Annotated in this window: 21 protein-coding genes; 16 read left to right on the top strand and 5 right to left on the bottom strand. The window is 64.5% G+C overall.

Annotated features, from left to right (window positions below):
* Positions 1-45 precede the first annotated feature (45 nt).
* The 4 genes from AC1RLU_RS17250 to AC1RLU_RS17235 are packed head-to-tail and all read left to right on the top strand — an operon-like array spanning position 46 to position 3,693.
* Entirely contained in the window at positions 46-945 is a 900-nt protein-coding gene (locus tag AC1RLU_RS17250; protein WP_492797036.1) for a carbohydrate ABC transporter permease, read from the top strand.
* A complete protein-coding gene (locus AC1RLU_RS17245; RefSeq protein ID WP_492797034.1) occupies positions 942-1,778 on the top strand; it encodes a carbohydrate ABC transporter permease in 837 nt (278 codons plus the stop codon). The genes AC1RLU_RS17250 and AC1RLU_RS17245 overlap by 4 nt, the downstream gene beginning before the upstream one ends.
* Positions 1,775-2,677 (top strand): sugar phosphate isomerase/epimerase family protein, encoded by a 903-nt coding sequence (locus AC1RLU_RS17240; protein WP_492797032.1) that lies wholly within the window; start codon positions 1,775-1,777, stop codon positions 2,675-2,677. Before AC1RLU_RS17245 ends, AC1RLU_RS17240 begins: the two co-directional genes overlap by 4 nt.
* On the top strand, positions 2,677-3,693 hold the full coding sequence (locus AC1RLU_RS17235) for a Gfo/Idh/MocA family oxidoreductase (protein WP_492797030.1): 1,017 nt from the start codon (positions 2,677-2,679) through the stop codon (positions 3,691-3,693). Before AC1RLU_RS17240 ends, AC1RLU_RS17235 begins: the two co-directional genes overlap by 1 nt.
* Before the next feature lie 259 nt (positions 3,694-3,952).
* Here AC1RLU_RS17235 and AC1RLU_RS17230 read toward each other — a convergent pair whose 3' ends face one another.
* On the bottom strand, positions 3,953-4,423 hold the full coding sequence (locus tag AC1RLU_RS17230) for a MarR family winged helix-turn-helix transcriptional regulator (protein WP_492797028.1): 471 nt from the start codon (positions 4,421-4,423) through the stop codon (positions 3,953-3,955).
* Positions 4,424-4,479: 56 nt separating this feature from the next.
* Here AC1RLU_RS17230 and AC1RLU_RS17225 point away from each other — a divergent pair, with 56 nt between their 5' ends.
* Complete coding sequence (locus tag AC1RLU_RS17225; protein WP_492797026.1) at positions 4,480-5,352, top strand: PhzF family phenazine biosynthesis protein; 873 nt, start codon at positions 4,480-4,482, stop codon at positions 5,350-5,352.
* Positions 5,353-5,442: 90 nt separating this feature from the next.
* Here the strand turns inward: AC1RLU_RS17225 and AC1RLU_RS17220 are convergent, their stop codons facing one another.
* The 3 genes from AC1RLU_RS17220 to AC1RLU_RS17210 all read right to left on the bottom strand — a co-directional run bounded on the left by AC1RLU_RS17220 (position 5,443) and on the right by AC1RLU_RS17210 (position 10,310).
* Positions 5,443-5,697 (bottom strand): LysR substrate-binding domain-containing protein, encoded by a 255-nt coding sequence (locus AC1RLU_RS17220; RefSeq protein WP_492797025.1) that lies wholly within the window; start codon positions 5,695-5,697, stop codon positions 5,443-5,445.
* Positions 5,684-8,959: an autotransporter domain-containing protein gene (locus AC1RLU_RS17215; protein WP_492797024.1), complete on the bottom strand. Its 3,276-nt coding sequence runs from the start codon at positions 8,957-8,959 to the stop codon at positions 5,684-5,686. Before AC1RLU_RS17215 ends, AC1RLU_RS17220 begins: the two co-directional genes overlap by 14 nt.
* 250 nt (positions 8,960-9,209) lie before the next feature.
* Complete coding sequence (locus AC1RLU_RS17210) at positions 9,210-10,310, bottom strand: helix-turn-helix transcriptional regulator (RefSeq protein ID WP_492797022.1); 1,101 nt, start codon at positions 10,308-10,310, stop codon at positions 9,210-9,212.
* 140 nt (positions 10,311-10,450) lie between these two features.
* Here AC1RLU_RS17210 and AC1RLU_RS17205 point away from each other — a divergent pair, with 140 nt between their 5' ends.
* The 9 genes from AC1RLU_RS17205 to AC1RLU_RS17165 all read left to right on the top strand — a co-directional run bounded on the left by AC1RLU_RS17205 (position 10,451) and on the right by AC1RLU_RS17165 (position 21,960).
* Positions 10,451-11,431, top strand: a complete 981-nt coding sequence (locus tag AC1RLU_RS17205; RefSeq protein WP_492797020.1) for a helix-turn-helix transcriptional regulator — start codon at positions 10,451-10,453, stop codon at positions 11,429-11,431.
* A 581-nt stretch (positions 11,432-12,012) separates the two neighbouring features.
* Entirely contained in the window at positions 12,013-12,966 is a 954-nt protein-coding gene (locus AC1RLU_RS17200; RefSeq protein WP_061970776.1) for an ABC transporter permease, read from the top strand.
* Entirely contained in the window at positions 12,959-13,801 is an 843-nt protein-coding gene (locus AC1RLU_RS17195) for an ABC transporter permease (RefSeq protein ID WP_492797018.1), read from the top strand. The genes AC1RLU_RS17200 and AC1RLU_RS17195 overlap by 8 nt, the downstream gene beginning before the upstream one ends.
* Complete coding sequence (locus tag AC1RLU_RS17190) at positions 13,798-15,702, top strand: dipeptide ABC transporter ATP-binding protein (protein WP_492797016.1); 1,905 nt, start codon at positions 13,798-13,800, stop codon at positions 15,700-15,702. Before AC1RLU_RS17195 ends, AC1RLU_RS17190 begins: the two co-directional genes overlap by 4 nt.
* Positions 15,699-16,865: a M24 family metallopeptidase gene (locus tag AC1RLU_RS17185; protein ID WP_492797015.1), complete on the top strand. Its 1,167-nt coding sequence runs from the start codon at positions 15,699-15,701 to the stop codon at positions 16,863-16,865. The genes AC1RLU_RS17190 and AC1RLU_RS17185 overlap by 4 nt, the downstream gene beginning before the upstream one ends.
* Positions 16,866-16,889: 24 nt before the next feature.
* Positions 16,890-18,470 carry an ABC transporter substrate-binding protein gene (locus AC1RLU_RS17180; RefSeq protein ID WP_492797013.1) on the top strand — a complete coding sequence of 527 codons (1,581 nt, stop codon included), beginning with the start codon at positions 16,890-16,892 and terminating at the stop codon, positions 18,468-18,470.
* A 103-nt stretch (positions 18,471-18,573) separates the two neighbouring features.
* On the top strand, positions 18,574-19,509 hold the full coding sequence (locus AC1RLU_RS17175; RefSeq protein ID WP_492797011.1) for a LysR family transcriptional regulator: 936 nt from the start codon (positions 18,574-18,576) through the stop codon (positions 19,507-19,509).
* 99 nt (positions 19,510-19,608) lie between these two features.
* Positions 19,609-20,205 carry a HutD/Ves family protein gene (locus AC1RLU_RS17170; RefSeq protein WP_492797010.1) on the top strand — a complete coding sequence of 199 codons (597 nt, stop codon included), beginning with the start codon at positions 19,609-19,611 and terminating at the stop codon, positions 20,203-20,205.
* 735 nt (positions 20,206-20,940) lie between these two features.
* Positions 20,941-21,960 carry a 2-hydroxyacid dehydrogenase gene (locus AC1RLU_RS17165; RefSeq protein ID WP_492797008.1) on the top strand — a complete coding sequence of 340 codons (1,020 nt, stop codon included), beginning with the start codon at positions 20,941-20,943 and terminating at the stop codon, positions 21,958-21,960.
* A gap of 15 nt (positions 21,961-21,975) precedes the next feature.
* Here AC1RLU_RS17165 and gcvA read toward each other — a convergent pair whose 3' ends face one another.
* Positions 21,976-22,902 carry a transcriptional regulator GcvA gene (gene gcvA, locus AC1RLU_RS17160; protein ID WP_492797006.1) on the bottom strand — a complete coding sequence of 309 codons (927 nt, stop codon included), beginning with the start codon at positions 22,900-22,902 and terminating at the stop codon, positions 21,976-21,978.
* 237 nt (positions 22,903-23,139) lie between these two features.
* On the opposite strand from gcvA, the gene AC1RLU_RS17155 reads away from it, so the two are divergent.
* Positions 23,140-23,868 (top strand): RraA family protein, encoded by a 729-nt coding sequence (locus AC1RLU_RS17155; RefSeq protein WP_492797004.1) that lies wholly within the window; start codon positions 23,140-23,142, stop codon positions 23,866-23,868.
* 4 nt (positions 23,869-23,872) lie between these two features.
* Positions 23,873-25,261 (top strand): MmgE/PrpD family protein, encoded by a 1,389-nt coding sequence (locus AC1RLU_RS17150; RefSeq protein ID WP_492797002.1) that lies wholly within the window; start codon positions 23,873-23,875, stop codon positions 25,259-25,261.
* Positions 25,262-25,281 lie beyond the last annotated feature (20 nt).

The raw sequence follows: 25,281 nt of genomic DNA, 5'->3' as shown, positions 1-25,281 counted from the left end.
GCCGGGTGAGCCCCGGCGCCAGCCATCGATCGAAGGAACGACGCCATGAACAAGGCAACGGCGAGCGGCGCGGTGCTTCGCGCAGCGACCCCATATGGTTTCCTGCTGCCGGCCCTGCTGGTGACGGCGCTGGTCATCCTGTTCCCGGTCCTGCAGACGGCCTGGTACAGCCTGCACGACTACGTCCTCTACGACCCCGACAATTTCCGCTTCGTCGGCTTGCGCAATTTCGCGACCGCGCTCTCGGACGAGGTCTTCTGGATCGCGCTCGCGAACTCGGCGATCTGGGTCATGGGCGTCGTCTCGCTCCAGCTTCTCCTGGGTCTCGGAGCCGCGCTGCTGCTCAACCAGAGCTTCTGGTGGCGCGGCATGGCGCGGGCGCTGGTGATCATTCCCTGGGCGCTGCCGAGCGTGATCATCGGCCTGATGTGGACCTGGATCTACGATTTCAACCTCGGCGTCTTCAACGACATTCTGCTGCACCTCGGCCTGATCTCGGCCCCACATCCCTGGCTCGCCCAACCCTCGACGGCACTCGCCTGCATCATGCTGGCACTCGTCTGGCAGGGTTTCCCGTTCTTCACCGTCACCATCCTGGCGGGCCTGCAGACGGTTCCGGGCGAACTCTACGAAGCGGCAGAGATCGACGGCGCGAGCCCATGGCGCCAGTTCGTCCACGTCACCCTGCCCTCGATCGCCGGCGTCATCGCCACGGCTGTGCTGCTCCGCCTCATCTGGGTCGCCAACTCCCTCGACGTCATCCTTGTCATGACCGGCGGCGGCCCGGGCTATGCCACGCATACGCTGCCGCTCTACGCCTTCCTGCGCGCCTATACGGGCATGGAGTTCGGTTACGCCGCCTCGCTGTCGCTGATGCTGACCGCGATCCTCTTGGGCATTGTCTGGGTCTATGTCCGCCGGCAGGCCGGGGAGATGGAGAAATGATCCGGCGTCGCTCCTTCGCCCGAAACCTGATCCAGGTCGAAATCCCCGTCCTGCTGGTGCTCGTCTTCGCGCTGGCGCCCTTCGTCTGGATGCTGCTGACCTCGATCAAGCCGAATGCGGACCTCTCGCAATTCCCGGTGCGCTACCTGCCGAGCACCACCACCTTCGAGCACTACAAAACGCTCATCCAGCGCACGAGCTTCCCGGTCAACCTGCTGAACAGCCTGATCATCGCCTGCGGAGCCGTCCTGCTCGGACTGGCCGCGAGCGTGCCGGCGGCGTACTCGTTCTCGCGCTTCCGCTTCGCCGGGCGGCGTACGCTGATGACGAGCTTCCTCGTCATCAACATGTTCCCGATAGTGCTGCTGATCATCCCGCTCTTCGTGCTGATGCGGATGCTGGGGCTGATCGACACCTTCATCGGCGTCATCATCGGCCATTCGACCTTCTCGATCCCGTTCTCGATCTGGATGCTGGTCAGCTATTTCAACGCGATTCCCAGGGATCTCGACGAGGCCGCGACGATCGACGGCGCCTCTCGTCCGCAGACGATCCGGCTGGTCGTGCTGCCGCTGGTGATGCCCGGCATCGTCACCACCGCGATCTATGTCTTCATCACCTCGTGGAACGAATACCTGTTCGCGATGATGCTCTCGGGCGAGACGGTGCGGCCGGTGACCGTCGCCCTGCAATTGTTCATCGGCGAATTCACGGTGCAGTGGGGCATCCTCACCGCGGGCGGCACGATCATTGCCCTGCCCGTCACCATCCTTTTCCTTTTTGTGCAGAAGCGCCTCGTCGGCGGCCTGACGGCAGGAGCAGTCAAATCATGACCAATGCGATCGGGGTGATCTCGATGTTCTATGCGCGCCCCTTCGGGCGCGAGCATTTCCCGACCTTCCAGCGCATGAAACAGGCCGGGGCCGATGTCGTCGAACTGCTCGTGCCGGAGCCGGGCGAACTCGATCTCGCCGAGACGAAGGCCGCCGCCGCCGATGCCGGCCTCGCCATCGTACTGGCGGCGCGGGTGAACCTGACCCGCGATCTCGCCAGCCCCGATCCGGCAGCACATCAGGCCGGCATCGTCTATCTCGAGCAATGCGTCGACATCGCCGCCGCGCTGTGCGCCGGCATCGTCGGCGGGCCGCTCTATGGCGCGCCGCTCGTCTTCGCCGGCCGGGCGCCGCATCCGGTCGAGCCGGCAGAGCGCCGTCGCAAGGTCGATGCCGTCGTGCGCGGCCTGACACAGGCCGCGAAGCGCGCCGCCGACAAGGGCGTCGTCCTCGGAGTCGAGCCCCTGAACCGCTTCGAGACCGACATGTGCAACACCTGCCGCCATGCGCTGGACTATGTCGAGGCCGTCGCTTCGCCGGCCGTCGGCGTGATGCTCGACACCTTCCACATGAACATGGAGGAATTCGACCTTGCCGCCTCGATCCGGCTGGCGGGGTCGCGGCTCGTGCATTTCCAGGCAAACGAGAACAACCGCGGCTTCGTGGGCTCCGGCCATATCAACTGGCCGGCGATCGCGCGTGCGCTCGTAGCAAGCGGCTACAAGGGACCGATCGTGCTGGAGCCGTTCCGGCGCGACGACGAGGCGGCGGGCGTGACGCTGGCGCAATGGCGTGCGCCAGCCCGGAACGAGGATGCGGAACTCAAGGCCAGCATCGACTATCTCAAGGCGACGCTCGCCTTTGCCGACCGGCTCGTGACGACGAAGGGACTTGCGTGATGACATCCCCTCTCCGCCTCGGCTGGATCGGCTGCGGCACGCATGCCAACGAGATGCTGCTGCCGCAGGTCACGCGCCACGATGTCATTCTGCAGGCGATCTGCGACATCTCGCAGGAGAGCCTCGCCTCGACAGGACAGCGTTACGGCGTCGCGCCCGAGAACCGGATGAGCGACTGGCGCGCCCTGCTCGCCCGCACCGATATCGACGCCGTCGGCCTCGCCATGGGCCCGAAGCAGCATCACGAGGTCGGCCTCGCGACAATCGCGCGGGGATTGCCGCTCTTCATCGAGAAGCCGCCGGCCGCGACATCCCGGCAGGCACAGGAACTGGCAGATGCCGCAAAGGCCCGCGGCGTTCCGGTCGTCGTCGGCTTCATGAAGCGCTATTCAACCGCCAATCGCATCGCGGCCAACGTCATCCACGCCGCGGAGTTCGGCGAAACGGCGAGCTTCCTCGGCCAATACATGACGGCGCCGACATACTTTGCCAAAGACGTCGATTACACCGGCTTCTACCTGCACCACTGCGTGCATTATTTCGACCTAATCCCGCATCTGATGGGCGAGGTCGCGCATGTCGGCGCGCGCCGGCACGAGCTGGAGCCCGGCAAGCTGCTCCTCCATGTCGATTTCCGGTTCCGCAACAGCGGCATCGGCACGCTCGTGATGGGCACGCATCAATCGCGCGGTACGCCGATGGAATGGTGGCAAGTGATGGGCGACCATCGCCGCGTCGAAGTGCGGAACCTGCACGAGGTCCGCTATTTCCGGGCTCCGCCCTTCAAGGTGTCGCGCGGCGATGCCACGCTGGCGGAAGCCGAGGATACCTTGGTCTGGGAGCCGAATTTCACGGTCGCCGCCAACGAGGACCACAAGGGCTATCACGCAATCCTCGGCGATTTCGTCCGCGCCGCTCGCGGCGAGATGCTGGATTATCCCGATGCAACCGCAGGGGCGCGGGCGCTAGCCCTGCTCGAACAGGCTGTCGCTTCCGCTGAAGCTATGCTTAGCTAATGATCCTCAGCGCAAGGAGCCACAAAGCGCGCCATGCTCCATCACAAGAGCGCGCAAGGGACATCCGTTATCACCGGTAGCAACGCGCAGTTGCGACGGCATCACAGCGCCAACAGCAGACCTTGGATCCGTGGCTGAAAGCACACATTCCTACTTCGCTAGCCGAGGGCCGTTCGTACCAGTCCTCGGAGCTTCAAACGTTTGCTGATAGAGGTTCAATGGTCGGAAGGTCGAACATCGGAGTGACCGCTTCTGCTAACTACAGATTGAGATTGGTGATGCGCGCCATCAGATGACGCAGTTGAAGCGCGTCCTCGGGGCCGTAGGTTTCCTCGAACCGCTTCTGCGCCGCCTCCCACAGCGGGTGTGCAACCGCATGTCGCTCCCGCCCGTGGTTGGTGAGGGAAACCCTCTTCGCGCGACGATCCGTTTGATCTACCGCGACCACGACGAGGCCATCCCGTTCCAGCGGCTTCATGTTCTGTGACAGTGCCGAACGGTCGATGAGCAACTCGTCGGCCAGCCTTCCCATCGTGATCGGCCCCTCTCGTTCGATGGTCGCCAGGATCGCCTTTTGCGTGCAGCCAAGGCCGCTCGGCGCGATCGCGACATCATAGAATTGCGACAAGTGACGGCTGGCCTTGCGCAACGCTGTTCCGTTGCAGCGCTCGGCTGGACGTTCTTTTTGCCTTCTGTTTCTCATGACGCTTGCTGTTGACAGGGCAGACATCGGCGTCCTGCCCAAAGATAGTGGCATATGCCAACGTTTTTGAACCGGAGCCTGCTATGACCCGTGCCTACAAGGTCGTCGACGCCTTTTCCGCCACCCCGTTCAAAGGGAATCCGGTGGCGGTCGTGCTCGACGGCACGGGGCTGACGACTGTGCAGATGCAGGCTATCGCGGGCTGGACCAATCTATCCGAGACCACCTTCGTTCTGCCACCGACGAAACCGGAGGCGAGCTATCTCCTCCGCATCTTCACCCCTCTCCATGAGCTGCCGTTCGCCGGTCACCCGACGCTCGGCAGCGCCCATGCCATCCTCGAAGCGGGCATCGCGGAGCCGAAGGACGGCAAGCTCGTGCAGGAGTGCGGAGCCGGATTCGTTGATATAGCCGTGGAAGGCACGGGGGCGAGCCGGCTGCTGACGCTCTCTCTGCCGAAGGCGAAGGTCGCCACACTACTGATCGAAGATGTGCGCGAGCTTGAAGACATCCTCGGCACCCGGATCGTATGGGACGCGGAGCCAGCAACCGTCGATGTCGGCCCAAACTGGCTGATCACGCAGGTGCCGAGTGTCGAAGGGCTTCTCGATCTGAAGCCCGACATGGGACGTCTGACCGAATTCAGCCGACGCCACTCCATCACCGGCGTCACTGCTTTCGCGTTCGAGCCCGGTGGCAGCCAGGACATCGAAGTCCGGACCTTCGCTCCGGTCGTGACCGTTCCCGAAGACCCGGTTTGCGGAAGCGGAAACGGCAGTGTGGGGGTGTTCCGTGCCCTGCGGAGCCTGATGCCAGAAGGCGGCGTCGAATATCAGGCATCGCAAGGCCGTTGCGTCGGCCGGGATGGCAAGATCTCAGTGAGGATCGATTCCGCTGGAGCCATCTTCGTTGGCGGCCAGTGCGTAACCACCGTCGATGGTCAGGTCAGCATCTGAGGCTACCCAGCGCCAACTCCGGACATTCGAGCCCTGCCGGAAAGCGGGCTTTCAGCACATGTTAGAAGACCGTCCTGATCCTGCCTGGCTTCAGTAGCGCAAATCATCGACAACGACCTTGAAGGCGGGAAGATTCTGGCGGTGGCTGGGATAGCAAAGGAAATAGCCGCCGAAAAAGGGCGACCAGTCGTCCAGCACCAGGGCCAGTTCGCCCGACGCGAGCTGCCGCCCCACTATGTCGTTGGGGACGTAGGTGATGCCATAGCCGTTCACTGACGATGAGGCGATCCCCCGAACAGTTGGCGGATCTGCTTTTGCGGATGCGGGTTCGTCAGAACCTGACATTGAAGTTGGCCTTGGCCGAATGGTCGGCCAGTCCTGAGCCGAACTGCCCGCCATAGCTGAGGCCGAGCGAGGCATTGGGCGCGATCGCGTAGTCGAGCCCGGCCTCGATCACCGCCGCATTGCGTGCGATCGGCACGCCGGCGATGTCGAAGCCGTTGCCGCCACCGGCGAAGCGCAGGCTCGCAAGTGGTGTGACGTCACCGAAGGCATGGCGCCAACCGAGCGTCGCTTTGGCCGTCAGGTTGGCCCCGCCGAGATTGAACGCAGTCTGGGCGCGCAGGCCGAGCGTCGTGAAGGTCGCATCGGTATCGGCCGAGCTTCCGACCAGCGCCGCAGCCCCGCCCGTCTCGCGGAAGCCGTCCGTGTGCAGGTTCACATAGGCCAGGTTGGCGAAGGGCTCGATCCGGGTAGCGCCCAGCGCGAAGCCATAGGCGAGCTCGCCGAAGAGCTGCGCGGTGCCGGCGCCGTAGTCGCTTTTCAGCCGGTCGCCAAAGCCGGGGAAGCTGACCGTCCGGTTGGTCGCGATGTCGTGCCATGTATAGGCGGCACCCGTGCGGAAGGCGAGCGCGCCCCAGGTCGCGCCGCCATACAGGCCGAGATGGTAATTGTCGCTGGTGCTGGATGAATTGCGGCCCTTCACGTCGAAATCGGTGCGGCTGTAGCCGGCGACCGCGCCAAGACGCCAGTTGCCGAAGACGGGAGCGTCGGCGCCGATGAAGAAGCCGCCGGTCTTGCGCGTGAGCTTCGCCGCGTTGCCGTCGCCGTCGGTCCGACCCCACGAGCCGAAGCCTTGGCCCCAGAGCGCGAAACGATCGGTCGTCGCAGGCGCCGCGACCGGCTTGCCGTTCTGATAGGTCACGACCGGCTCGCCGGCCGCGCCCGTGCTGCCGGAGGCCGCGCGCAGGCGATCGTTAACGGCGTTGCGCAGGAAGCGGCTGTCCTCGATCAGGGCGGTGCGGGCCGAGGCGTGGATCTCGCCCGAGAGCTGGTCGAAGGCATTGCGCGCCTGATCCGCTGAGAGGCTCAGCACGGCGTTCTGGACGGGATTGCCCGGCCCAAGGCTCTCGACGCCGCCGCCGGCGGAGATCTGGTTCCAGGTCAGGCCGATGCCGACGAATGTCGCATCGTTGCGGGTCATCGTCAGGTAGACGTTGTTGGCGTCGTAGCCGAGCGCGGGATCGAGGAAGGCGAGGTTCGAGGTCACGCTGGTGAAGGTGCCGTTGCGCCCGCCCACCGCGGTCAGGATGGTGTACTGCGTCTGCTGGGCGTAGTTGCCCGCTCCCGCCAGGACATTGACCGCGCCGCCATTGATCGTCGCCGTGCCCGCAGCGACGATCCTGTCCGAGGCGCCGGCGGCGTCGATCTCAACCTCGTAGGTCGAGCCGGGGTTGAAGGTGATGTTGCCGGCGACGTTGAGCGTCCCGATCGAGTTGCCCGGCGCGATCGTGCCGGAGACGACGGTGCTGCCCACGGTACCGACGCCGCCGAGGCGCCCGCCCGTCCAGACATCCAGCGCACCGCCAAGCTGCCCGTTCACCGCCAGCGCCCCGCTCTCGACCGTCGTCGTGCCGGTGAAGCCGCTGGAATCGCCGGTCAGACTGGTCCTGCCGGAAACCACCTCGATCGCTCCGGTTCCGCTCATGCCGGCAGCGAACTGGTAGCTGTCCGAACTGTGATTGAAGACGATCTTGCCACTGCCCGATCCGAAAGAGATCGCGCCTGCCGCAAACGAGCCCGGCGCGGCGGCGGCCTGGCCCTTCGCCCGGCCGATGTTCAACGTTCCAACCGAGGTGGCAGCCGCGGCGATATGCGCCGTGCCGGCGACATTGACCACCCCGCCATCGGCTATGGTCAGCGTGCCGGCGCCGGCAGCGCCGATATGGAGATCGGCGCTGCCGAGCCAGCTCGACCCAGTACCCGAGACGGTCAGCGTTCCCACGCCGGTCGGATTGAAGCCGAGCTCGAATGTGCCGGACGTGACCTTGCCGCCATCGAGCACCGTCATCGTGCCGATTCCGGCGCGACCGATCGAGAACGCGCCACTGCTGTCCCAGCGCGAGTTTGCGCCGGTGACTTCGACGTTACCGCTTCCGCCGCCATTCAGTTGGCCAAGCCGCACATTCCCCGTCTGGACGACGCCGCCAGCCTCGACGCGGGCGCCACCGCTGCCGCCATTGCCGATGAGGATGTTGGTGCCGGTCACCGTCCAGTTGGAATTCGCCCCGCTCACGGTAACTTGCCCGATCCCGGCATCGCCGACGATGGCGTCATTGTTGTTCAGCACGGCGCCGCCATTGGCGATGGTGAGCTGACCGTTGCCCTGGGCGCCGACGACCAGGTTCCCGGTGGTCGTCCACCGCGATCCGACGCCCGAGACGATGGCCTCGCCCGTACCCGTCGCGACATTGCCGACGACACCGGAGCCGCTATTGAGCACGCCGCCAGCCGTGACCTCCAGTGCGCCCGCGCCGGCCGCGCCGACGACGATCTGGCCCGAGCTCGCCCAGGTGCCGCCGGTGACCGCGGCCTTGCCCTGCGACCCGGCCTGAACGGCAAGCGTTGCATCGGCGCTGTTCGCCGTCCCTCCGGCACCGATATTGAGGGTGCCATCGCCAAAATTCCCAATGGAGAGGGGGCCAACCACCGTCCAGGCCGAGTTCAGGCCGGAAACGCTGACGAGCCCCAGGGCGGAAGCGGAAAAGCCGATGGCGCTCTTGCCGTGGACGATGACGGAGCCGCCCGCCGCGATCGTCAACGTGCCCTGGTCCTGATAGCCGACATTAAGATCGACTGTGTTCGTCCAGCTCGACCCGTTGCCGGTCACCAGAACGGCTCCGAGCTCAGTGGTGCGGGCGATATAGGTGTTGGTGGTGAGCAGCGACCCGCCGCCCATGACCGTGAGGCCCCCGGGCCCGGTGAAACCGACATTAAGCTCGTCGGCAATCGCGCCGAGGCCGACGATGTTCGGCCCGGGAGCGACCGTGTTGATATTCGCGGTCGTGCCGATCGTCGGGGCGAATGGATTCCAGTTGCCGTTGTCGAACCAGTCGGTGGAAACGACGCCGGTCCAGTCGGCTGCTCCGGCGGGCAGCGCCGGCGCGAGCGCGATACAGGCCGTGCTCGCCAGGAGCAGGCGACACAGGCCGATCCTGTAATCCTGCGACCTGCCTTTTGACCACGGACTGGCCACCGGCCTCGCCGCAGCGGCGCGCCCTGCCTGCGTGGCCTGGCCGGACCAGATAATGGAATTCGCCTTCGGCATCGATCGCCCCTCGAAACGCCATCTCGTTGCTTCGGGGGCAACCCGCAGGGCGCCTTGCACCCGGCTGATGCGGGGCGCAGGGCGCCGAGCCGGGAGATCGTTCCCTCAGCCTCTCTCTGGCGCTTTTGGGGGGAGGTTCGGTGGGCCTGCAAGGAAATGGAGCCGAGCCGGTTCAATTGTATCTCTGGCTGCGGCGTTCGTATCCGTCCCTGCAAAACCGACAGCGGGAGCGGAAGCCGGCAGCCCTGCTTCAGCGCAGCCGGCGGATCCAGTGCCACATGTTCGGCCCGCTCGGATACTGGCTCACGATTCGGCGCCCTTCGGCTGCGTGGGCTCGCGCCTCGCGCGGCGTCACGCTGAATAGCTTGCGAAAGGCGCGGACGAAATTCGTGCGATAGGCGAACCCGCAGGCTTCGGCGACATCGGCGACGCTCATCGCCAGATAGGACGGCTCGACGAGCATCACGCGGGCTCGCCGCAGCCTCCCCGCGGTGATGTAGGCCGAGACGCCGCCATAAGGCTCGAAGAGATAGTAGAGCTTCCGCAGCGAGATGCCGAAGGCTGCCGCGACGGTCTCGGCCGAGAGCGCGGGGTCCGCGATGGCCTCATCGATATGGCGCCGGATCTGCCCTGTCAGCGCCAGCCTGACGGCGGCGGCCCTCTCCTCCGTCACCGACATGTTGAGCGCAGCCGCCGCCAGTTCGAGCGTCGGGCGGATGATCGCCTCGACCTCGTCGCGGCGCATGCGCGGGGCTTGGCGGTGCAGGCTCTCCAAATGGCTCCGCAGCAGAGCCGTCAGCGGAGCCTTGCCGGAAACGACGCGCATATTGTGCTCGTCCGGCGCATTGAGCAGCGGGCTGAGCATGCGGCGCGGGAAGGTCAGGTTGAAGCTGTCGAGATCGAAGGCCACGGTCGCCTGGGTCTGCGCGAGATCGGCCACGATCAGGTCGCCGGCCTGCGCATGCTCGCCCGATGCCGCATCGCGGCGGCCGTGCCGGCCCCCGCGCAGCAGCTGCAGCGTGACATGGTCAAGCCCGTCGCGGCTGATGCGGGCCGGCGACCGATCATAGTGATTATGGACCGTGCAGGCGTAGCGGGTCAGGATGGCATCGCCCAGATGCGAGGCATCGGCGAAGAAATGGAAGCGGCCATCGGGATCGCCATGAGGCCGCGCATCGTAGAACACGCCGATGCTCTCTTGCCAGAGCGCGACGGCGTCCCTAGGCGCGAGGCCGGCCGTATCCATCGCCATGTACTGGACCGGATTCGCGGCATTCACCGCCACCGATGTCGCCACTTCGCCCCCTCCGGCATGAGCCGCCTCCGCGACCGGCGCCACGGCCAGCATCATTCCGCTAGCACAGCCCTTCGGATCGCGTGTGGCACCCGCGGAACCAAAGCTTGCACTGGCGGCACTCGGTCGCCGTAGCGCTCTTGCGATCGCGGGAAAACTCGCTCACCTTTTGCAACGCTCCCTGGAAATCACCGCCCATGCCCGCCGAAAACGTCGTCCAAACGGCCTCGTTCTCAGTCAGCGACGTCCCCGAGCATCATCGCGACGAATTCATCCGGGACTTCTACGGCCGCATCCAGATGCGCCTGCAGATCGAGCCAGCCCGCGGCCATGATCTTGCCTTCGACGCCAGGACGCTGATCCTGCCGGAGATGATGTGCACGCTGGGCGCGGTCTCGCCGATGAGCTGGCAGCGCACGTCGGCGCTGATGGCGGACGACAACGACGACATCATCCTGTCCTGGAACCGCGGCGGCTACCGGCTGGCCATGGCGGGGCGCGATGTCGAGACCAGGCCCTGCACGGCCGCGATCCTGCCGCTCGACCGACGCTGGTCGATCCAGACCGAGGATTCGCAATGGACCATGGCGCTGCAGTTCAAGCGCTCGCTCCTGGCACCGCTGGTCGGCAATCTCGACGATATCGCACCGGACCATATCGGCCGGACCCAGCCGGCGCATCAATTGCTCTTCGACTACCTCATGTCGCTCCACAGGATGGAGACGCCAGCCGCTCTTGCACCGCTGGCCGCGCGGCACATCGCGGACATCTTGGCGGAGGCGTTCAGGACGGGGAGCAGCGGCCCTCCCTCGTCCGGCGTCCGGGCGGCGCGGCTGGCCGGTCTCAAGCAGCATATCAACCGCAATCTCCTCGACCCCGCCCTCTCGGCCGGGCAGTTGTCGCGGACCTTCGGCATCAGCGATCGCTATATCCGCCAACTCTTTGCCGAGGACGGCACGAGCTTTTCAGATTATCTCGCGGAGCGGCGGCTGGCCCATGTCCATGCCTGTCTCTGTGATCGCCGGCAGGTGCTGCGGCGGATCGCGGACATCATCTTCGAAGCCGGCTTCACCGAGCCTTCGACGTTCTATCGGCAGTTCCGGGCGCGCTATGGCCTTACGCCAGCGGAAGCCCGACATGCCGCACTAAGCCACGACGCTTCTACCGTCAGTTCGTGACGCGTTCCACCGCGCCAGATGCCGCAGCGAACGATTGCCCAGAGAGAAACGTGGTCCGTTCAGCACCGCGGCCGGGGCACCTACGATGGCCGGCACCAGCTTCGACACGAACTCCAGACGTCAGCCGCCTCGCGCCAGAAGCGGACCTTGGGATCCAGCCGAAAAGCGGTCATTTGCTGCCGCTCGCAAAAGCGGTCGATGAGCTGAAGTTCAGCTGTCCTGTCTTGTTAGCCCGCTGGGCCGATCTAGGCATCGACCAGAACGGGGCTGTCGATAATTTCGGTGCGCACGTCGACACTCAAGCCGGACTGGCGTTGCAGGCCTGGGGAACGGATTTCGCGCATCCGAGCGCTCGTCTGCGTGTCCCTTCCGACATGCTGCCTAAGCAATGGCGAGCCACAACCAATCGAAGATGCCCATAGGAGTGCTTCTCGCTCGTCGGCTCGCTTATAATCTGACCGTATAACGACATAACGAGAAACCATCTTGAGATCGGATTGAATGCTTCTAACCTACCTTAGTCGGCATAAGAACGCCTTTGATTTGAGGCGACCTGACGACGCAGGGGAATTTAGAACAGGATGTCCGCAGAGTTTATCCTCAAGAGATTAGCTTACATCATTGTTACGCTATTTCTCATTTCGGCTGCGATATTTTTTGTTACCCAAATTCTCCCGGGCAACGCTGCCCAGATGATCTTGGGAGAGCATGCCGCGCCCGGGCAGATCGAAGAACTCGTCATCAAGCTTGGGCTGAACCGGCCGAGCATCGTCCAATATGGCGACTGGCTGGGCGGCATTCTTCGAGGCGATTGGGGCACCTCGCTGGCGATCGGACAGCCTGTCCTCAACCTGACGCTGACGGCGCTCGCGCGCTCTGCGGTCCTGGGGGCCGTCGCGCTCATTCTGGTGACGATCGTAGCGATCCCCCTCGGCGTCCTCGCTGCCGACCGGCAGGGGCGGCCGACGGACGTCGCGGTCAGCGTCGGGTCCTATATCGGCGTTTCGTTGCCCGAGTTCGTGACCGCCACGCTGCTGCTGGTGATCTTCACCCGCCCCGAGCTCGGCCTGTTTCCTGCCGGTGGATATGTCTCGGTCGCCGAAGGCGGCGTGGCCGCCTTCCTGAGCCATCTCGTCCTGCCTGCGGTGACGCTGACCATCGTCATGACCGCCCATATCTCACGCCAGACCCGGTCGGAAATGGTCGAAGTGCTCGAGAGCGACTATGTCCGAACGGCTCGGCTCAAGGGGCTCTCGCACCGCGCCGTGCTCTGGCGCCACGCGCTCCCCAACAGCCTGCTGCCGACAATCACGATCATCGCCCTCGATGTCGGCTACCTCATCGGCGGCATTCTCGTCGTGGAGGAGGTCTTCGCCTATCCCGGAATCGGGCGGCTGATGATCTTCGCGATCCAGAACCGGGACCTGCCGCTTCTGCAGTGCGTCGCGCTGATCATCTCGGCGATCTACGCGCTCGCCAACCTGATCGCGGATCTCTCCTATGCTCTCGTCGACAGGCGCATCAAGTATGACTGACCTCATGCCGCCCTGGCTCGGCCGCCTGTTGAGGAACCCCCTGGGTATTGCCGGGGTCGTCATCCTCTCGGTGCTGATGGTGGCCGTGGTCTTCGGGCCCGCGCTCGCGCCCTACAACCCCGAGGCCTTCCACGTCACGCGCCGCCTGTCCGGGCCGAGCGCGGAATTCTGGCTGGGAACCGACAATTTCGGCAGGGACCTGTTCAGCCGCATGCTCCATGGCGCCCGGGCGACGATCCTGTTTGGCATTACAGCCACGGTACTCGGCACCGCCGCGGGCGCCACCATCGGCCTGCTCGCGGGATTTCTCGGCGGCCGGCTCGACGATCTGATCATGCGGATCGTCGATGTCTTCCTGGCGATCCCGAACCTGATCATCATCCTGCTCATCGTCTCCGTACTCGGTGGCAGCACGATCAACGCCATCGCCGCCGTCGCGCTGGGCTTTGCGCCGAGCCTCGCCCGCATCACCCGAAGCGCGGTGCTCACGGTCAGGGAACGCGACTTCGTCCAGGCCTGCATCGCCCGTGGCGAACCGCGCAGCTACATCATGTTCCGGGAGATCCTGCCGGTCGTCATCCCGCCGATCCTGATCGAAGCCTCCATCCGAGTCGGCTTCGCGATCATGTTGGGGGCGACGCTGAGCTATCTCGGCCTCGGCGCGCAGCCGCCCTCTTCCGACTGGGGCCTGCTGATCTCGAATGCCCGCGAATTCATGTTTCGCAATCCCTGGCTGGTGTTCTGGCCGAGCCTCGGCATCGCGTTGGCCGCCATCGGCTTCAACATGCTGGGCGACGGTCTCCGGGACGCGCTGAACCTGAGGGCCTCGCGATGAACGGGGCGGAGCTCGTCATTGCCGATCTGAAGATCGGCTACCGCGCCAGGGCCGGCGAGACCACCGTGCTCAAGGGCGTGAACCTGCGCGTCGCACCGGGCGAGGTCGTCGGACTGGTCGGGGAATCCGGCTCCGGCAAGAGCACGCTCGCCTATGCGGTGATGAACTATCTCGCGCGCAACGCCGTCGTCGAGGGCGGCAGCATCGCCATCGATGGCGAGGATATCCTCTCTGTCTCGCCGCAGCGGCTACGCGAGCTAAGGCGCGGGCTCGTCTCCATGGTTTATCAGGACCCCATGGCGTCGCTGAACCCGATCATGAGCGTCGGCGATCAACTGCTCGAGAATATCCGCCTCAGCCAGAAGGGCTCCGCGGCCGAGCAGTTGAAGCGAGCACATGAGCTTCTCGATCAGGTCAATCTCCCCAATCCGCGCGCGATGATGCAGCGCTTCCCGCACGAAATCTCCGGTGGCGAGAAACAGCGAATCCTGATCGCGATGGCCTTCTCCATGCGGCCACGCCTCATGATCTGCGACGAGCCGACGACGGCTCTCGACCCGACGACGGCCGCGCAGGTTCTCGACCTCTTGCGAAGCCTGAAGCAGCAGACCGGGGTCTCGGTGCTGTACATCAGCCACGATCTGGCAACCGTCTCGGAGATCGCCGACCGCGTCGCCGTGATTCAGCATGGCGAGATCGTGGAGCAAGGGCCGACCGAGGCTCTATTGCGCAGCCCGCGGCATCCCTACGCCCGCAACCTGCTGCGCAGCCAGGTGAATTCTGGCCAACAGGCGATCCGGCGCCGCGTGCTGGCCTATGGGCAGACAGCCGAGCCGCATTGGCAGCAGCCGGCCGAACGGGCGCTCGCACCGAACGCTTCGCCCCTGCTTCGGCTCGAAAGCGTCGATGTTCGTTACGGCAAGCCTCGCCTGTTCGACAGGTTTCGCTCGATCGACCGGACCTTCCGGGCGACAAAGACGGTCGATCTGGCGATCGCTCCGGGCGAAACCGTTGGATTGGTCGGCGAAAGCGGCTGCGGCAAGTCCTCCCTCGCGAAGGCCATCGCCGGACTCGTCGAGTTCGACGGTTCGCTGAGCTATCGCGGAACGACCTTCAAGTCGATGCACGCGCTCTCGGTGCAATATCGCAAGGACGTTCAAATCGTCTTCCAGCATCCCGACGCGGCCCTGAACCCCAAGAGGACGATCGGTCAGATACTGGGCCGCCCGGCGGCCGTGCGTGACGGCATTCGTGGCACCAGCCTCGCAGCGCGGGTTTCGGAATTGCTGAAAATGGTGCGCCTGCCGGAGCACTACGCCTCGCGCCATCCGCACGAACTGTCCGGAGGCGAGAAGCAGCGCGTCTGCATCGCGCGCGCTTTGGCCGGCCGACCATCGCTGATGATCTGCGACGAGATCACCTCCGGCCTGGACGTCTCAGTTCAGGGCGCCATCCTCAACTTGCTGGCGGATCTGCAGGATGAGCACGGGCTGTCCTATCTCTTCATCTCGCACGATCTCAATGTGGTCCAGCACATCGCCGACCGCATCGTGGTGATGTATCTCGGGCGCATCGTCGAAATGCGAGGCACGGCCTCACGCGCGGCCCCGTACCATCCCTACACCGAAGCGCTGTTCAGCGCCGTTCCCTCTCTCGATCCGGCTTTGGACACGCGGCGTGTGCGCCTCGAAGGCAACCGCCCGGACCCCCGCGATCCGCCTCCCGGCTGCAGCCTGAACCAGCGCTGTCCACGCCGCCTCGGCGAGGTCTGCACGAAGGAAAGGCCCATGCTCCGCGATGTCGGGGATGGCCATCTCGTCGCCTGCCACATTCCGACACCCGAACTCGAAGCCGTACCGCCACTCTGGGCCCCGGCCGAACGCCTGAAAGAAGAGACATGACTACGTTGAAGGATGACGCATGGGCCATGCCCGTGACCGAGCTCGCGCGCCGTCGCGACGGGGTGCGAGCCTGGATGAGCGAGCATAATGTCGACGTGGTCGCGGTCACCGATCCCGAGAGCATCGTCTATCTGACTGGCATCGATATCGGCGGCCGCGTGCGTGGCAAAGCCGTGCTCCTGGCGGCGGATGGCCGCCATTTCTTCGTCACGCGTTCCCTGGAGCGTCATTGGCAACCCCACTGGGCAACGCGGACCTGGTGCGTCGACTGGGGGTTCCACGAGGACGTCGAAACGCTCGCGCAGGCGCTCGCTCGCCTCGCCGCCGATCTTGCCGGCGGCCCGCCGCGGCGCCTGGGCCTGGAACTGGCGCGTCCGTCGCTGTCGTTCAGCGATGCCCAGTATCTGTCCGGCAAGGCCGGCGAGGCCCTGGATGTGACCGGCTGCATCACCGATCTGCGGCGCATCAAGTCCGAGGCCGAGCTGCGCGCCCTGCGCCGCGCCGGCGAGATCACGATGTTAGGCGCATCGGCGGCGGTTGCGGTGCTGGGTGCCGGCGGCAACGGCTCGGACGCGACGTCCGCGGCCTTCGCCGCCCTCATCGGCGCGTCCGGCGGGCAGACGCCGGTGTCCGGCCCCCATGTCACCTCCGGGGCTCGCACGGCAATGGCGCACAGTGCCTGGAACCATGACACACCCAGGCCCGGAGACTGCGCCGTCCTGGTCATGACCGGCACCTGCGAGCGCTACAACGCGCCCATCGAATGGACGCTGACGAAGGGCGAGCCGGATCGCGAGCGCGCGCGCCTGCTCGCTGCCTGCGACGAGGCCACGGCGGCCGTGATGGAAGGTCTGCGGCCAGGCATGACCTCGCACGAGGGGGATCTGCTGTGCCGCCGCATCATCGAAGAAGCCGGATTGTCCGAGCACTTCATGAATCGTGCAGCCTATGGAATCGGCCTGTCTTTCGTCAGCTGGATGGAAAGCCTTGTCCAGCTCAAGCCGGGCGACCATTCCGAAATCAAGCCAGGCATGACGATGCATATCGTGCCGGCGCTCCATGTGCCCGGTCATGGGTTCATGCTGCGCTCGGCCTCGTTCGAAATGACCGAGACCGGCTGCCGTTCGCTGCGGCCTGCTCCGACATTCAGTTCCGTATTCTGATCGACAGCTTGGAGGAGCAAACGAATGACCGATACCCGTCAGTTCTCCCGCCGGAACGTGATCGCAGGCGGCACCGCCCTCGGCATGGCTCTGCTCGGTGGCGCCGCGCATCCCGCGCTGGCCCAGACCGGCACGCCGCGAAAGGGCGGACGCCTGCGCGTCAGCGTCGCCGAGCGCACGGCATCGCTGAACCCGTTCGTGCAGCTCAACAGCACCGGCTATCTCCTGAACGAGATGCTCTACCAGGGCATCACGCGTCTAGACGGTGAGATGAAGCCGCAGGGCGACGCCGTGGAGAGCTGGCAGGCGAACGCCGAGCTGACCGAATACACCTTCAAGATGCGCGCCGGTCTCGCATTTCACGACGGCTCGCCGGCTCGGGCGGCTGACGCTGCGGCCTCGATCAAGGCCGTGCTGGATGCCAAGAACTCGTCGCCGGCGATGCGCTCGATCGGTCCCGTGCAGGACGTTTCGGTGATCGACGAGCAGCATTTCAAGGTCACGCTCCGGACGCGCGATGCGAATCTGCCGGTCTCGCTGGCGCACATCAATCTTCGGCTGATCCCGCAGAAGATCCTCGAAGGCGACACGAAGGTACTCGAGACCGTCGTTCATGGCTCTGGCCCGTTCAAGCTCGACAGGCACGAGCCAGGACGCAGGACCTTCGTCGTGCGCTCCGAGAACTACTTCAATCCCGACTATCCGCGGCTCGACGCCATCGAGGTGGCGATCTACCCGGATGCGGCGGCGGAATCGGCGGCGTTCCTGAACGGCGAGAGCGACGTCATGCTGCGCGTCGGCAATGCCGATTACGGCCGGATTTCGAAGGCGCGCAACATCGTCGGCCGCCGCCAGCAGACCGGCGGCTTCATGAACATCGTCCTGCGAAATGATGCCGACCCGTTCAAGGATGTCAGGGTCCGCCAGGCCATCCGCCTGTGCCTCGATCGCAATGCGCTGCAAGAAATCGTTCTCGAAGGCTATGGTCGGGCCGCCTACGACAATGCGATATCGCCGGAATACCGGTTCGGCCTGCCGCTGGAGCCGTTCCAGCCCGATCATGCGCTGGCCCGCAAGCTGCTCGCGGAAGCCGGCCACTCGAAGGGGATCCGGTTCACCTGCTACGCCAGCAACTCGCCGAAGGAGCGTGCGACGCTGGCGGTTGCATTCAAGGAAATGGTCAAGCCCGCCGGCATCGAAGTCGATGTCCAGGTCGTGCCCTATGACGAATACGTCGCCAATGTCTGGAAGAAGGCGGCTTGCTACGTCGCCCTGTGGAACATGGCGCCGACCGAGGATGGCATGTTCACACAATTCCTGACGAGCGACGCGCCCTATAACGATTCAGGCTACAAGAAGCCCGAGTTCGACAAGCTCGTCTCCGATGCGCGCATGACCGCCGATGACAAGGAGCGCGCGCAGAAATATGCCGCGGCGCAGAAGATGCTGATGGAAGACCTACCCTGGCTCGTGCCCTTCTACCGCGATTATCTTTCCGCCCACGGCCAGTACGTGAACGAATACACCACGCATCCGCTCATTCATCCGCATTTCATGGAACGCGTTTGGCTGGCCGAGAGCGCGCCGGCCCGTACGCGCTCGTGATCGTGAGGCACATGGTGCGTGCCTCCTCGCACCATGTGCCTCCGTGGCGTCGATCAAGCGAAGGTGCTCGAAAGCGCGAAGTTCCGCGTGCTAGCGTTCGGGCATGACCCAGTCTGGAAACAGCCGATATCCGATTTCGATCAGAGGCTTGCGGCGCAGGATAGGCTCCTGGGACAACCTGACCGCACTCGAGGCCGCTGTGCGTCTCGAAAGCTTTACCAAGGCTGCGGCCGAACTCGGGATCTCGCAGCCGGCGATCAGCCGCCGTATCATTGATCTCGAGGAAAGGCTCGGCGTTGCCTTGTTCGAGCGTAACGGCAAGCGCCTGAAAGTAACGGACGCAGGCCTTGAGTTACAGAGCGCGCTTGCGCGGGCCTTCGTCGATATCGACCATCAGCTGGAGCGGACCATGCGCGCCAAGCCGGCCGAAGGCGTCACGCTTCGTATCACCCCGTCTGCTTCCGGATGGGTCCTGCCGGCGCTCGGGCCGCTCTGCAACGCGTTTCCCGAGATACCCGTCAATCTCGTCTGCCTCGATTTCCGGGCGGACCCTTCCGCGACCGAGTACGACCTTCAGTTGTGTTTCATGGCTGGAGCGCAGCCAAACTCTTTTCATCGCCTGCTGCTGCCGGGCGAGGTCCTTCAAGTTGCTAGTCCGGAATTTGTCGCGCGTTCGGATGCGGAGCTCCTGAAATGCCCGTTGCTCCAGATGGAGAAGCCATTCACCGCATCGCTCGATTGGCGTGCCTGCTATCCGGACGAGGTGGATCGGATGGACATCCGTCTGCAGGCGACCTATGCGGAGGCCCTGGAGGGCGCGATAGCAGGTCGCGGCGTCGCTCTCGGTTGGCGATACTCGATCGGGCCTCACATTCGAGCGGGACGGTTGGTGCGGATCAACCGGGAGGTCCAGAAGAGCGAGTTCGGCGAATACCTCATCGCATCGCCGCTGCGCAGCCATGATCCCTCGGTTGCAAAGATCGCGAACTGGCTGTCGGATTACGCGGAGCGAATCCAGAAAATGTACTGCGACATCTAATCTCGCTGTGTTTCCATTTGCCGAAATTGCACCCAGGCATTTCTTACGGCTGCGTCATCGAGCCCGGCCGCTCGCCCCTTGCTTCGAAAACTGCTCCGGATGGCCTCTGAAATGATGAACTTGTGCAATATTCCGCAGTCTTCCTACGTGATCGAGCCGTGGAAGAACGGATTGGGTTCAACGGACATTGTTGCCGAGACTCGCATTGAAGGCGGTCTCGCAACCGGATGGGATGGACTGGTCTGGCGTCTTGCGCGAACCGAGATCATCTCGGCCTCAGCCTTCTCCGACCATACTGGCTACGATCGCCATCAGGTTGTCGTAGAAGGCGAAGGCCTGTTTCTCGACGCGGGCTCAGCGACGATCGACCTGTCCGAGCCTTTGAAGCCGGTTCAGTATGGCGGCGAGTTGAAGATTGTCAGCCGATTGGAAAATGGACCGGTAAAAGTCCTCAATCTGATGATCAACCGATCCGAGGCCACCGGTGGAATGACGGCCATGGGCGCAGGGAGCAGTGCAGATTTTCGACCGGGCGCCCATGCATTTTATGCCGTGAAGGAAGACGCCCACCTTTGTCTAACCGGCACCGCGCATCACGTCTCAGCGGGAGACGCGATCGCCCTTGAAGCGGCAGAGCCGCTCGTGGCTACCGTCCAGACCGGGACTTTGATCGCAGCGTCGATCTATGCCAAATGAGCGGATGACCGCCGTACGTTCTGCAGCGTTGCGCCATGGGCGGACATTCGGTCCTTGCCGGGAAGCCGAGGTTTCCAGTTCTGGTCCAGGTGGCAGTTCACGTTGCGGACAATGAGCGCATTGCTGACAGACAAAGCGACGCGGCACGCCCGGGTAGTAAGCAAGAATTTCTCGTCGATAAGTTATCCCGGCAACAATTTCTGCCAAGATGTCTGATAACCATCCGTATCGGAAAGTCCGCTTGTCTGCCTGTTCCCGCCGGCGGCTCGGCGATCCTGCTCACCACTTGTAGCGAATAGCGTCCTTGCCGGCGAGACTGCGACTGTACTTACCGTCGAAGGGCCCCAATAGCGACACCATATATTCGGTCGAACTCGGCGGAGATGGTGGAGTGCAGCGTATTGCTATCGAGCGATCCATTCGCGAGATGGTCGAGAAATACTTGAAGAAGATCCCTCAATTATGGGCCGCGCGAGGCCGCCGTCCGAGCGTAAAAAAATTCACCACCGCAAACCATTCCGCTAAGAGACCCAAATGGAATTCGTGCATACGGCGGACCTGCAGCCGTTCCACCGATGATCAAAAGCGGTATCTCCCAGTTTCAATCAATAGGAAAACTAATCAGAATCCAAATTTATTTCGCTCGATATGATCTTTGGATACGCTATACAAATTGTTCTTCTCTTACTCCAACCGTCTATCATTGGGCCTGTCCTGCGGATGACATTGTGCAGCATGGAGACTGTTGGGGCGCTCGAGTTTCAGACCGGCCGCGAGGTGTCCATGCCCAACACGATAAAGCTTCTCTACTTCGCGCTTGCGAACGAGGAGATGCTGAGCTTTATCCGCCGGTCGATGCCTGACTGGGTGGAACTGGTCACGCTCGAAACCGGTTCGGAGGCGGAGCGGATCGTGAAAATCGCTGAAGTCGATGCCCTCCTGCTCGGCGGGCATCCGCTCAAGGAGCACTATCTCGACGCGGCAGGGAAGCTGCGCGTCGTCGCATTCAACGGGGTGGGCTATCACGACTATTGCGACAGCATCGACTTGCGGCGCCGCGGCATCGCGCTGACGATCCTTCCCGCTGGTACAGGGCCGGGCGTCGCCGAGCATGCCATTATGCATATGCTCGCAGTCGGCAAACGGCTGCCCTTCCTAGATGCGCAACTGCGGGAAGGCGTCTGGCTCGCCCAGAACCTTCGGCCGGAATCGCGCCACATCTGCGGCAAGACGGTCGGTATCGTCGGTTTCGGACGGATCGGCCGCGAGGTGGCGCGGCGGCTCGCCGGATGGGGCGTCTCCATTCTCTACCACGACATTGCGGAGATACCGGCCGAGGTCGAGCACGAGCTCAATGCGGCCCGAAAGCCGCTCGATACGCTGCTGGGCCTCTCCGACATCGTCACATTGCACGTTCCGCTGACGGAGGGGACGCGCCATCTGATCGACCGACACGCACTTGGCCTGATGAAGCCCGGCGCGATGCTGATCAACTGCGCCCGTGGACCCGTGGTCGACGAGGCTGCGCTTACGGAAGCGCTGCGGTCTGGCCATCTCGGCGGGGCCGGATGCGATGTCTTCGAGGTCGAGCCGCCTCCGCAGCCGATGCCGCTCGCCAGCTTTCACAACGTAGTGCTGACGCCTCATGTTGGCACTGGAACGGCCGATGCCGTGCTGATGAAGATGGGTGAGCTCTGGTTGGAGATCGAGCGCTTCTTCGCGGGCCAGCCGATGCGCAACCAGGTGCTGGACTAGCTGGCCGGGTCCGGCTCAGTTCCCCGTCCGCGCCTTGGCGGGGCCGCGAGCCCCGGGCGCGGTGGCCTCGACCTGCTTCTGGATCCACCGCCTGAACTGCTTCACCAGCGGCAGGTTGATGCTGTGCTCGGGGCTGACGAAGTAATATGCCGAGTCGCCCGGCACGGTCGTGTCGGAAACGAGCACGAGTTCGCCGCTCGCGAGTTCCCGCTCGACGAGGACACGCGGGACCAGCCCTGCGCCCAGCCCTGCCTTGGCGGCTTCCGCGATCATGTTGAAGCTGTCGAAGGAAATGCCCATGGCAACATCACGCGCGGGGGCGCCGGCTCGGGCAAACCAATCTGGCCAGGCCGCGCTCTGCGTGCGCAACTGTAGGAGTGGCGTCACGACGAGTTCTTCCGGCCCTTTGATGCCATGGCGCCGCCGGAAGGCGGGGCTGCAGACCGCCACCTTGTCGTCGTCCATCAGGAACTCGACCGAGGCGCCGGCCCAGGCCGGCTTGCCGTAATGGATCGCCGCATCGACATCGCAGTCCTTGAAGTCGAACCGGTCGCCGCGAGAGACGAAATCGATCACCACATCGGGATGCCCAGCAAAAAAATCTGGCAGGCGCGGGATCAGCCAACGGCTGGAGAAGGACGGGACCACCGCGATGCTGAGCATGTTCCTGCCGCCCGATGCGACGACGCGGTTCGTTGCCTCGGACAATGTGCGGAGGATTTTCTGGACATCCGCGAGATAGCGCGTGCCAGCCGCGGTCAGCACCACGCGCTTCTGGACGCGCTCGAAGAGTGCCGTATTCAGCTGCTGCTCCAGCTGTCTGATCTGCTGGCTGATCGCCCCTTGCGTCCGATGGAGCTCCAACGCGGCCCGCGTGAAGCTGCCATGTCGCGCCGCGCTCTCGAAAGCCTGCAAAGCGGCGATTGTTGGAACCCTGCTCATGGCAACCGCCGATTAGAAAACCTAACCAGTCGATCATAACACATCGCTTTACAGCGCTGAACATGCAGTGCGAGAATTCTCGATGATGTAATCCTGCGACGCAGTATTTGCACGGCGCATGAAATCGACTGCCGCGCAGGAGTTTTATTCTCGATTCTATTTTGCTTTTCGGCCTTTTACGAGCCGGGGCGGAGGCGCTGCTCAGCACACCACCGTCAGACGATGCGAGGAAACGCGATGACGTTCGAACTCAACAGTGATCGGCGCTGGAAATATCCGCTGGTGCCATTCACCATCGCGCGGAGTTTCTCCCGCCCCGACCCCGAGACAGTCCGGAAGCTCGAGGGGCTGGATACAAGCCTGATTTGCGATCTGGTCGGCCGCATGTACACCATGTCCTCCCAGATCCGGTCGCTCTACTCGCCCGGCAAGCCAGTGGTCGGCGTTGCCACCACGGTGAAATGCCCCCCGGGCTGTAATCTCGCGGTGTTCCGGGCGTTGAACATGGTCGAGCCTGGCGACGTCTTGGTCGTCGATGCGCAGGGCTTCACAGAATGGGCGGTCGGCGGATTCCAGATGCTTAAGATGGCGCGGCGCGACAGGGGGCTCGCGGGCATCGTCGTGAATGGCGCCTATCGCGATGTCGGTGAAGCCCAGGAGGCCGATTTTCCCGTCTATGGCATCGCGATGCATCCGTTCTCGGGGCCGAAGCTCGGCCCCGGCGAGATCAACGTTCCGGTGAACTGCGGCAACGTCATCATCCACCCCGGAGATGTCATCGCCGCCAGCGACCTGGGCATCGCGGTCGTGCCGCAGCGGGCGCTCTCCGATGTGGCCGAAGCTCTCGCGCGGCGCGGTAACCCGACGGAGGAGCAGGTCGACCACGCCACCGAGGAGTATCTCGCAACGATGGAGCGCCATATCGAGGACTACTTCCGCGCCGGTCGCGGCGTCTTCCTGGACTGAAGCGGTGGCTGCCGAGAGGGTTCCCACCGGGGCTGAGGTCAGCCCGATCTCCGCGTGCGGAAGGCTCGCGGAGTTTGCGGCGGCGGCCGACCTCGGCGTGGTGGCACCTGCCGCACGCCAGATGGCCATGTTGGCGATCGCGGACTGCATCGGCAGCGCGCTTGCCGGCGCGGAGGACGGGGCGTCGGTCATCGCTCGCACCGCCGTCGAAGCAGGCCAGACCGGCTCCTGCGTCTGGGGGACGACGCTGCGTGCCCCGCCGCGCGATGCGGCGCTTCTCAACGGCACTGCCGCGCATGCCTTGGCGGTGGACGATACCAACGAGTCGATGAAGGGGCATCCCTCCGCTCCGATCGTGCCGGCTATCCTCGCCCTGGGCGAGACCGTCGATGCTCCCGGCACCGCGCTGGTCGATGCCTACATCGTAGGGATCGAGGTCGCGGGGCAGCTCGGCCGGATGATGAACCCCGCCCACGCCGAAGGCGGTTGGCATACCACGGTGACGCTCGGCACGCTCGGCGCGGCCGCGGCGGCGGGGCGGTTGCTCGGCCTCGACCCCACTCGGATGAGCCACGCGCTCGGCATCGCGACAACGATGGCAAGCGGTCTTCGCATCAATTTCGGCACGATGACCAAGGCGCTTGGCCCCGGGCTCGCGGCGCAGAACGGTGTGCTCGCGGCGCGTCTTGCCGAAGGCGGCTTCACCGCCAATCCCACAGCGCTCGACGCGCCCGGAGGCTTCGTCTCGCTGTTTTCCGGAGAGGTGGCCCGTGAGCGATCTCCCTGCGCTGCCGGTAATCCGCTGGAGATCGAGCGGCCGGGGGTGACGTTCAAGATCTATCCCTGCTGCTCGCTCGTCCATGCCGCGATCGACATTGCGCTCGACGGGTTGCACGAAGGGGCGCTTCATCCGGCCCAAATCGAACGGATCATCGTCTCGATTTCACCGCGGCTCGAACGGATGCGAGAGCCGTCGCGTCCGTCAACCGGACTGCAGGCGAAGTTCAGCGTCGAGCATGTCCTGGCTTGCGCACTGACGCGCGGCGCCGTCGGCGAGCGGGAATTCACGCAAGAAGCGCTCGGCGATAGCGCGATCACAGCGATGGCCGAGCGCATCGAACTGCGTGTGGGGGATGGCTTCGACGACACGAACCCGGACAGGGCGGCTCTCGACGTCGTCCGGCGAGGACGCCCGCTCTGGCGCAGGGAACAGGCCAAGCCACGCGGGCATTGGAGCAATCCGCTTCCACCGCGCGTGCTGGAAGGCAAATTCATGGACGGCGCTGCGCCGCCTCTCGGCGTCGAGCGGGCCGCGCAGGCTTGGCGCTTGCTGGCTTCGCTCGACCAATCCACGTCCCGGGCGCTCGCGGAAATGCTGACGCCCGGGCGCTGAACGCGCGCGGGCGTTGCCGT

The sequence above is a fragment of the Allobosea sp. GW822-FHT05A11 genome (genome assembly GCF_058800455.1).
Note: the sequence above shows the minus strand (reverse complement) of the source record. Positions and strands in the feature narration are given on the sequence as shown.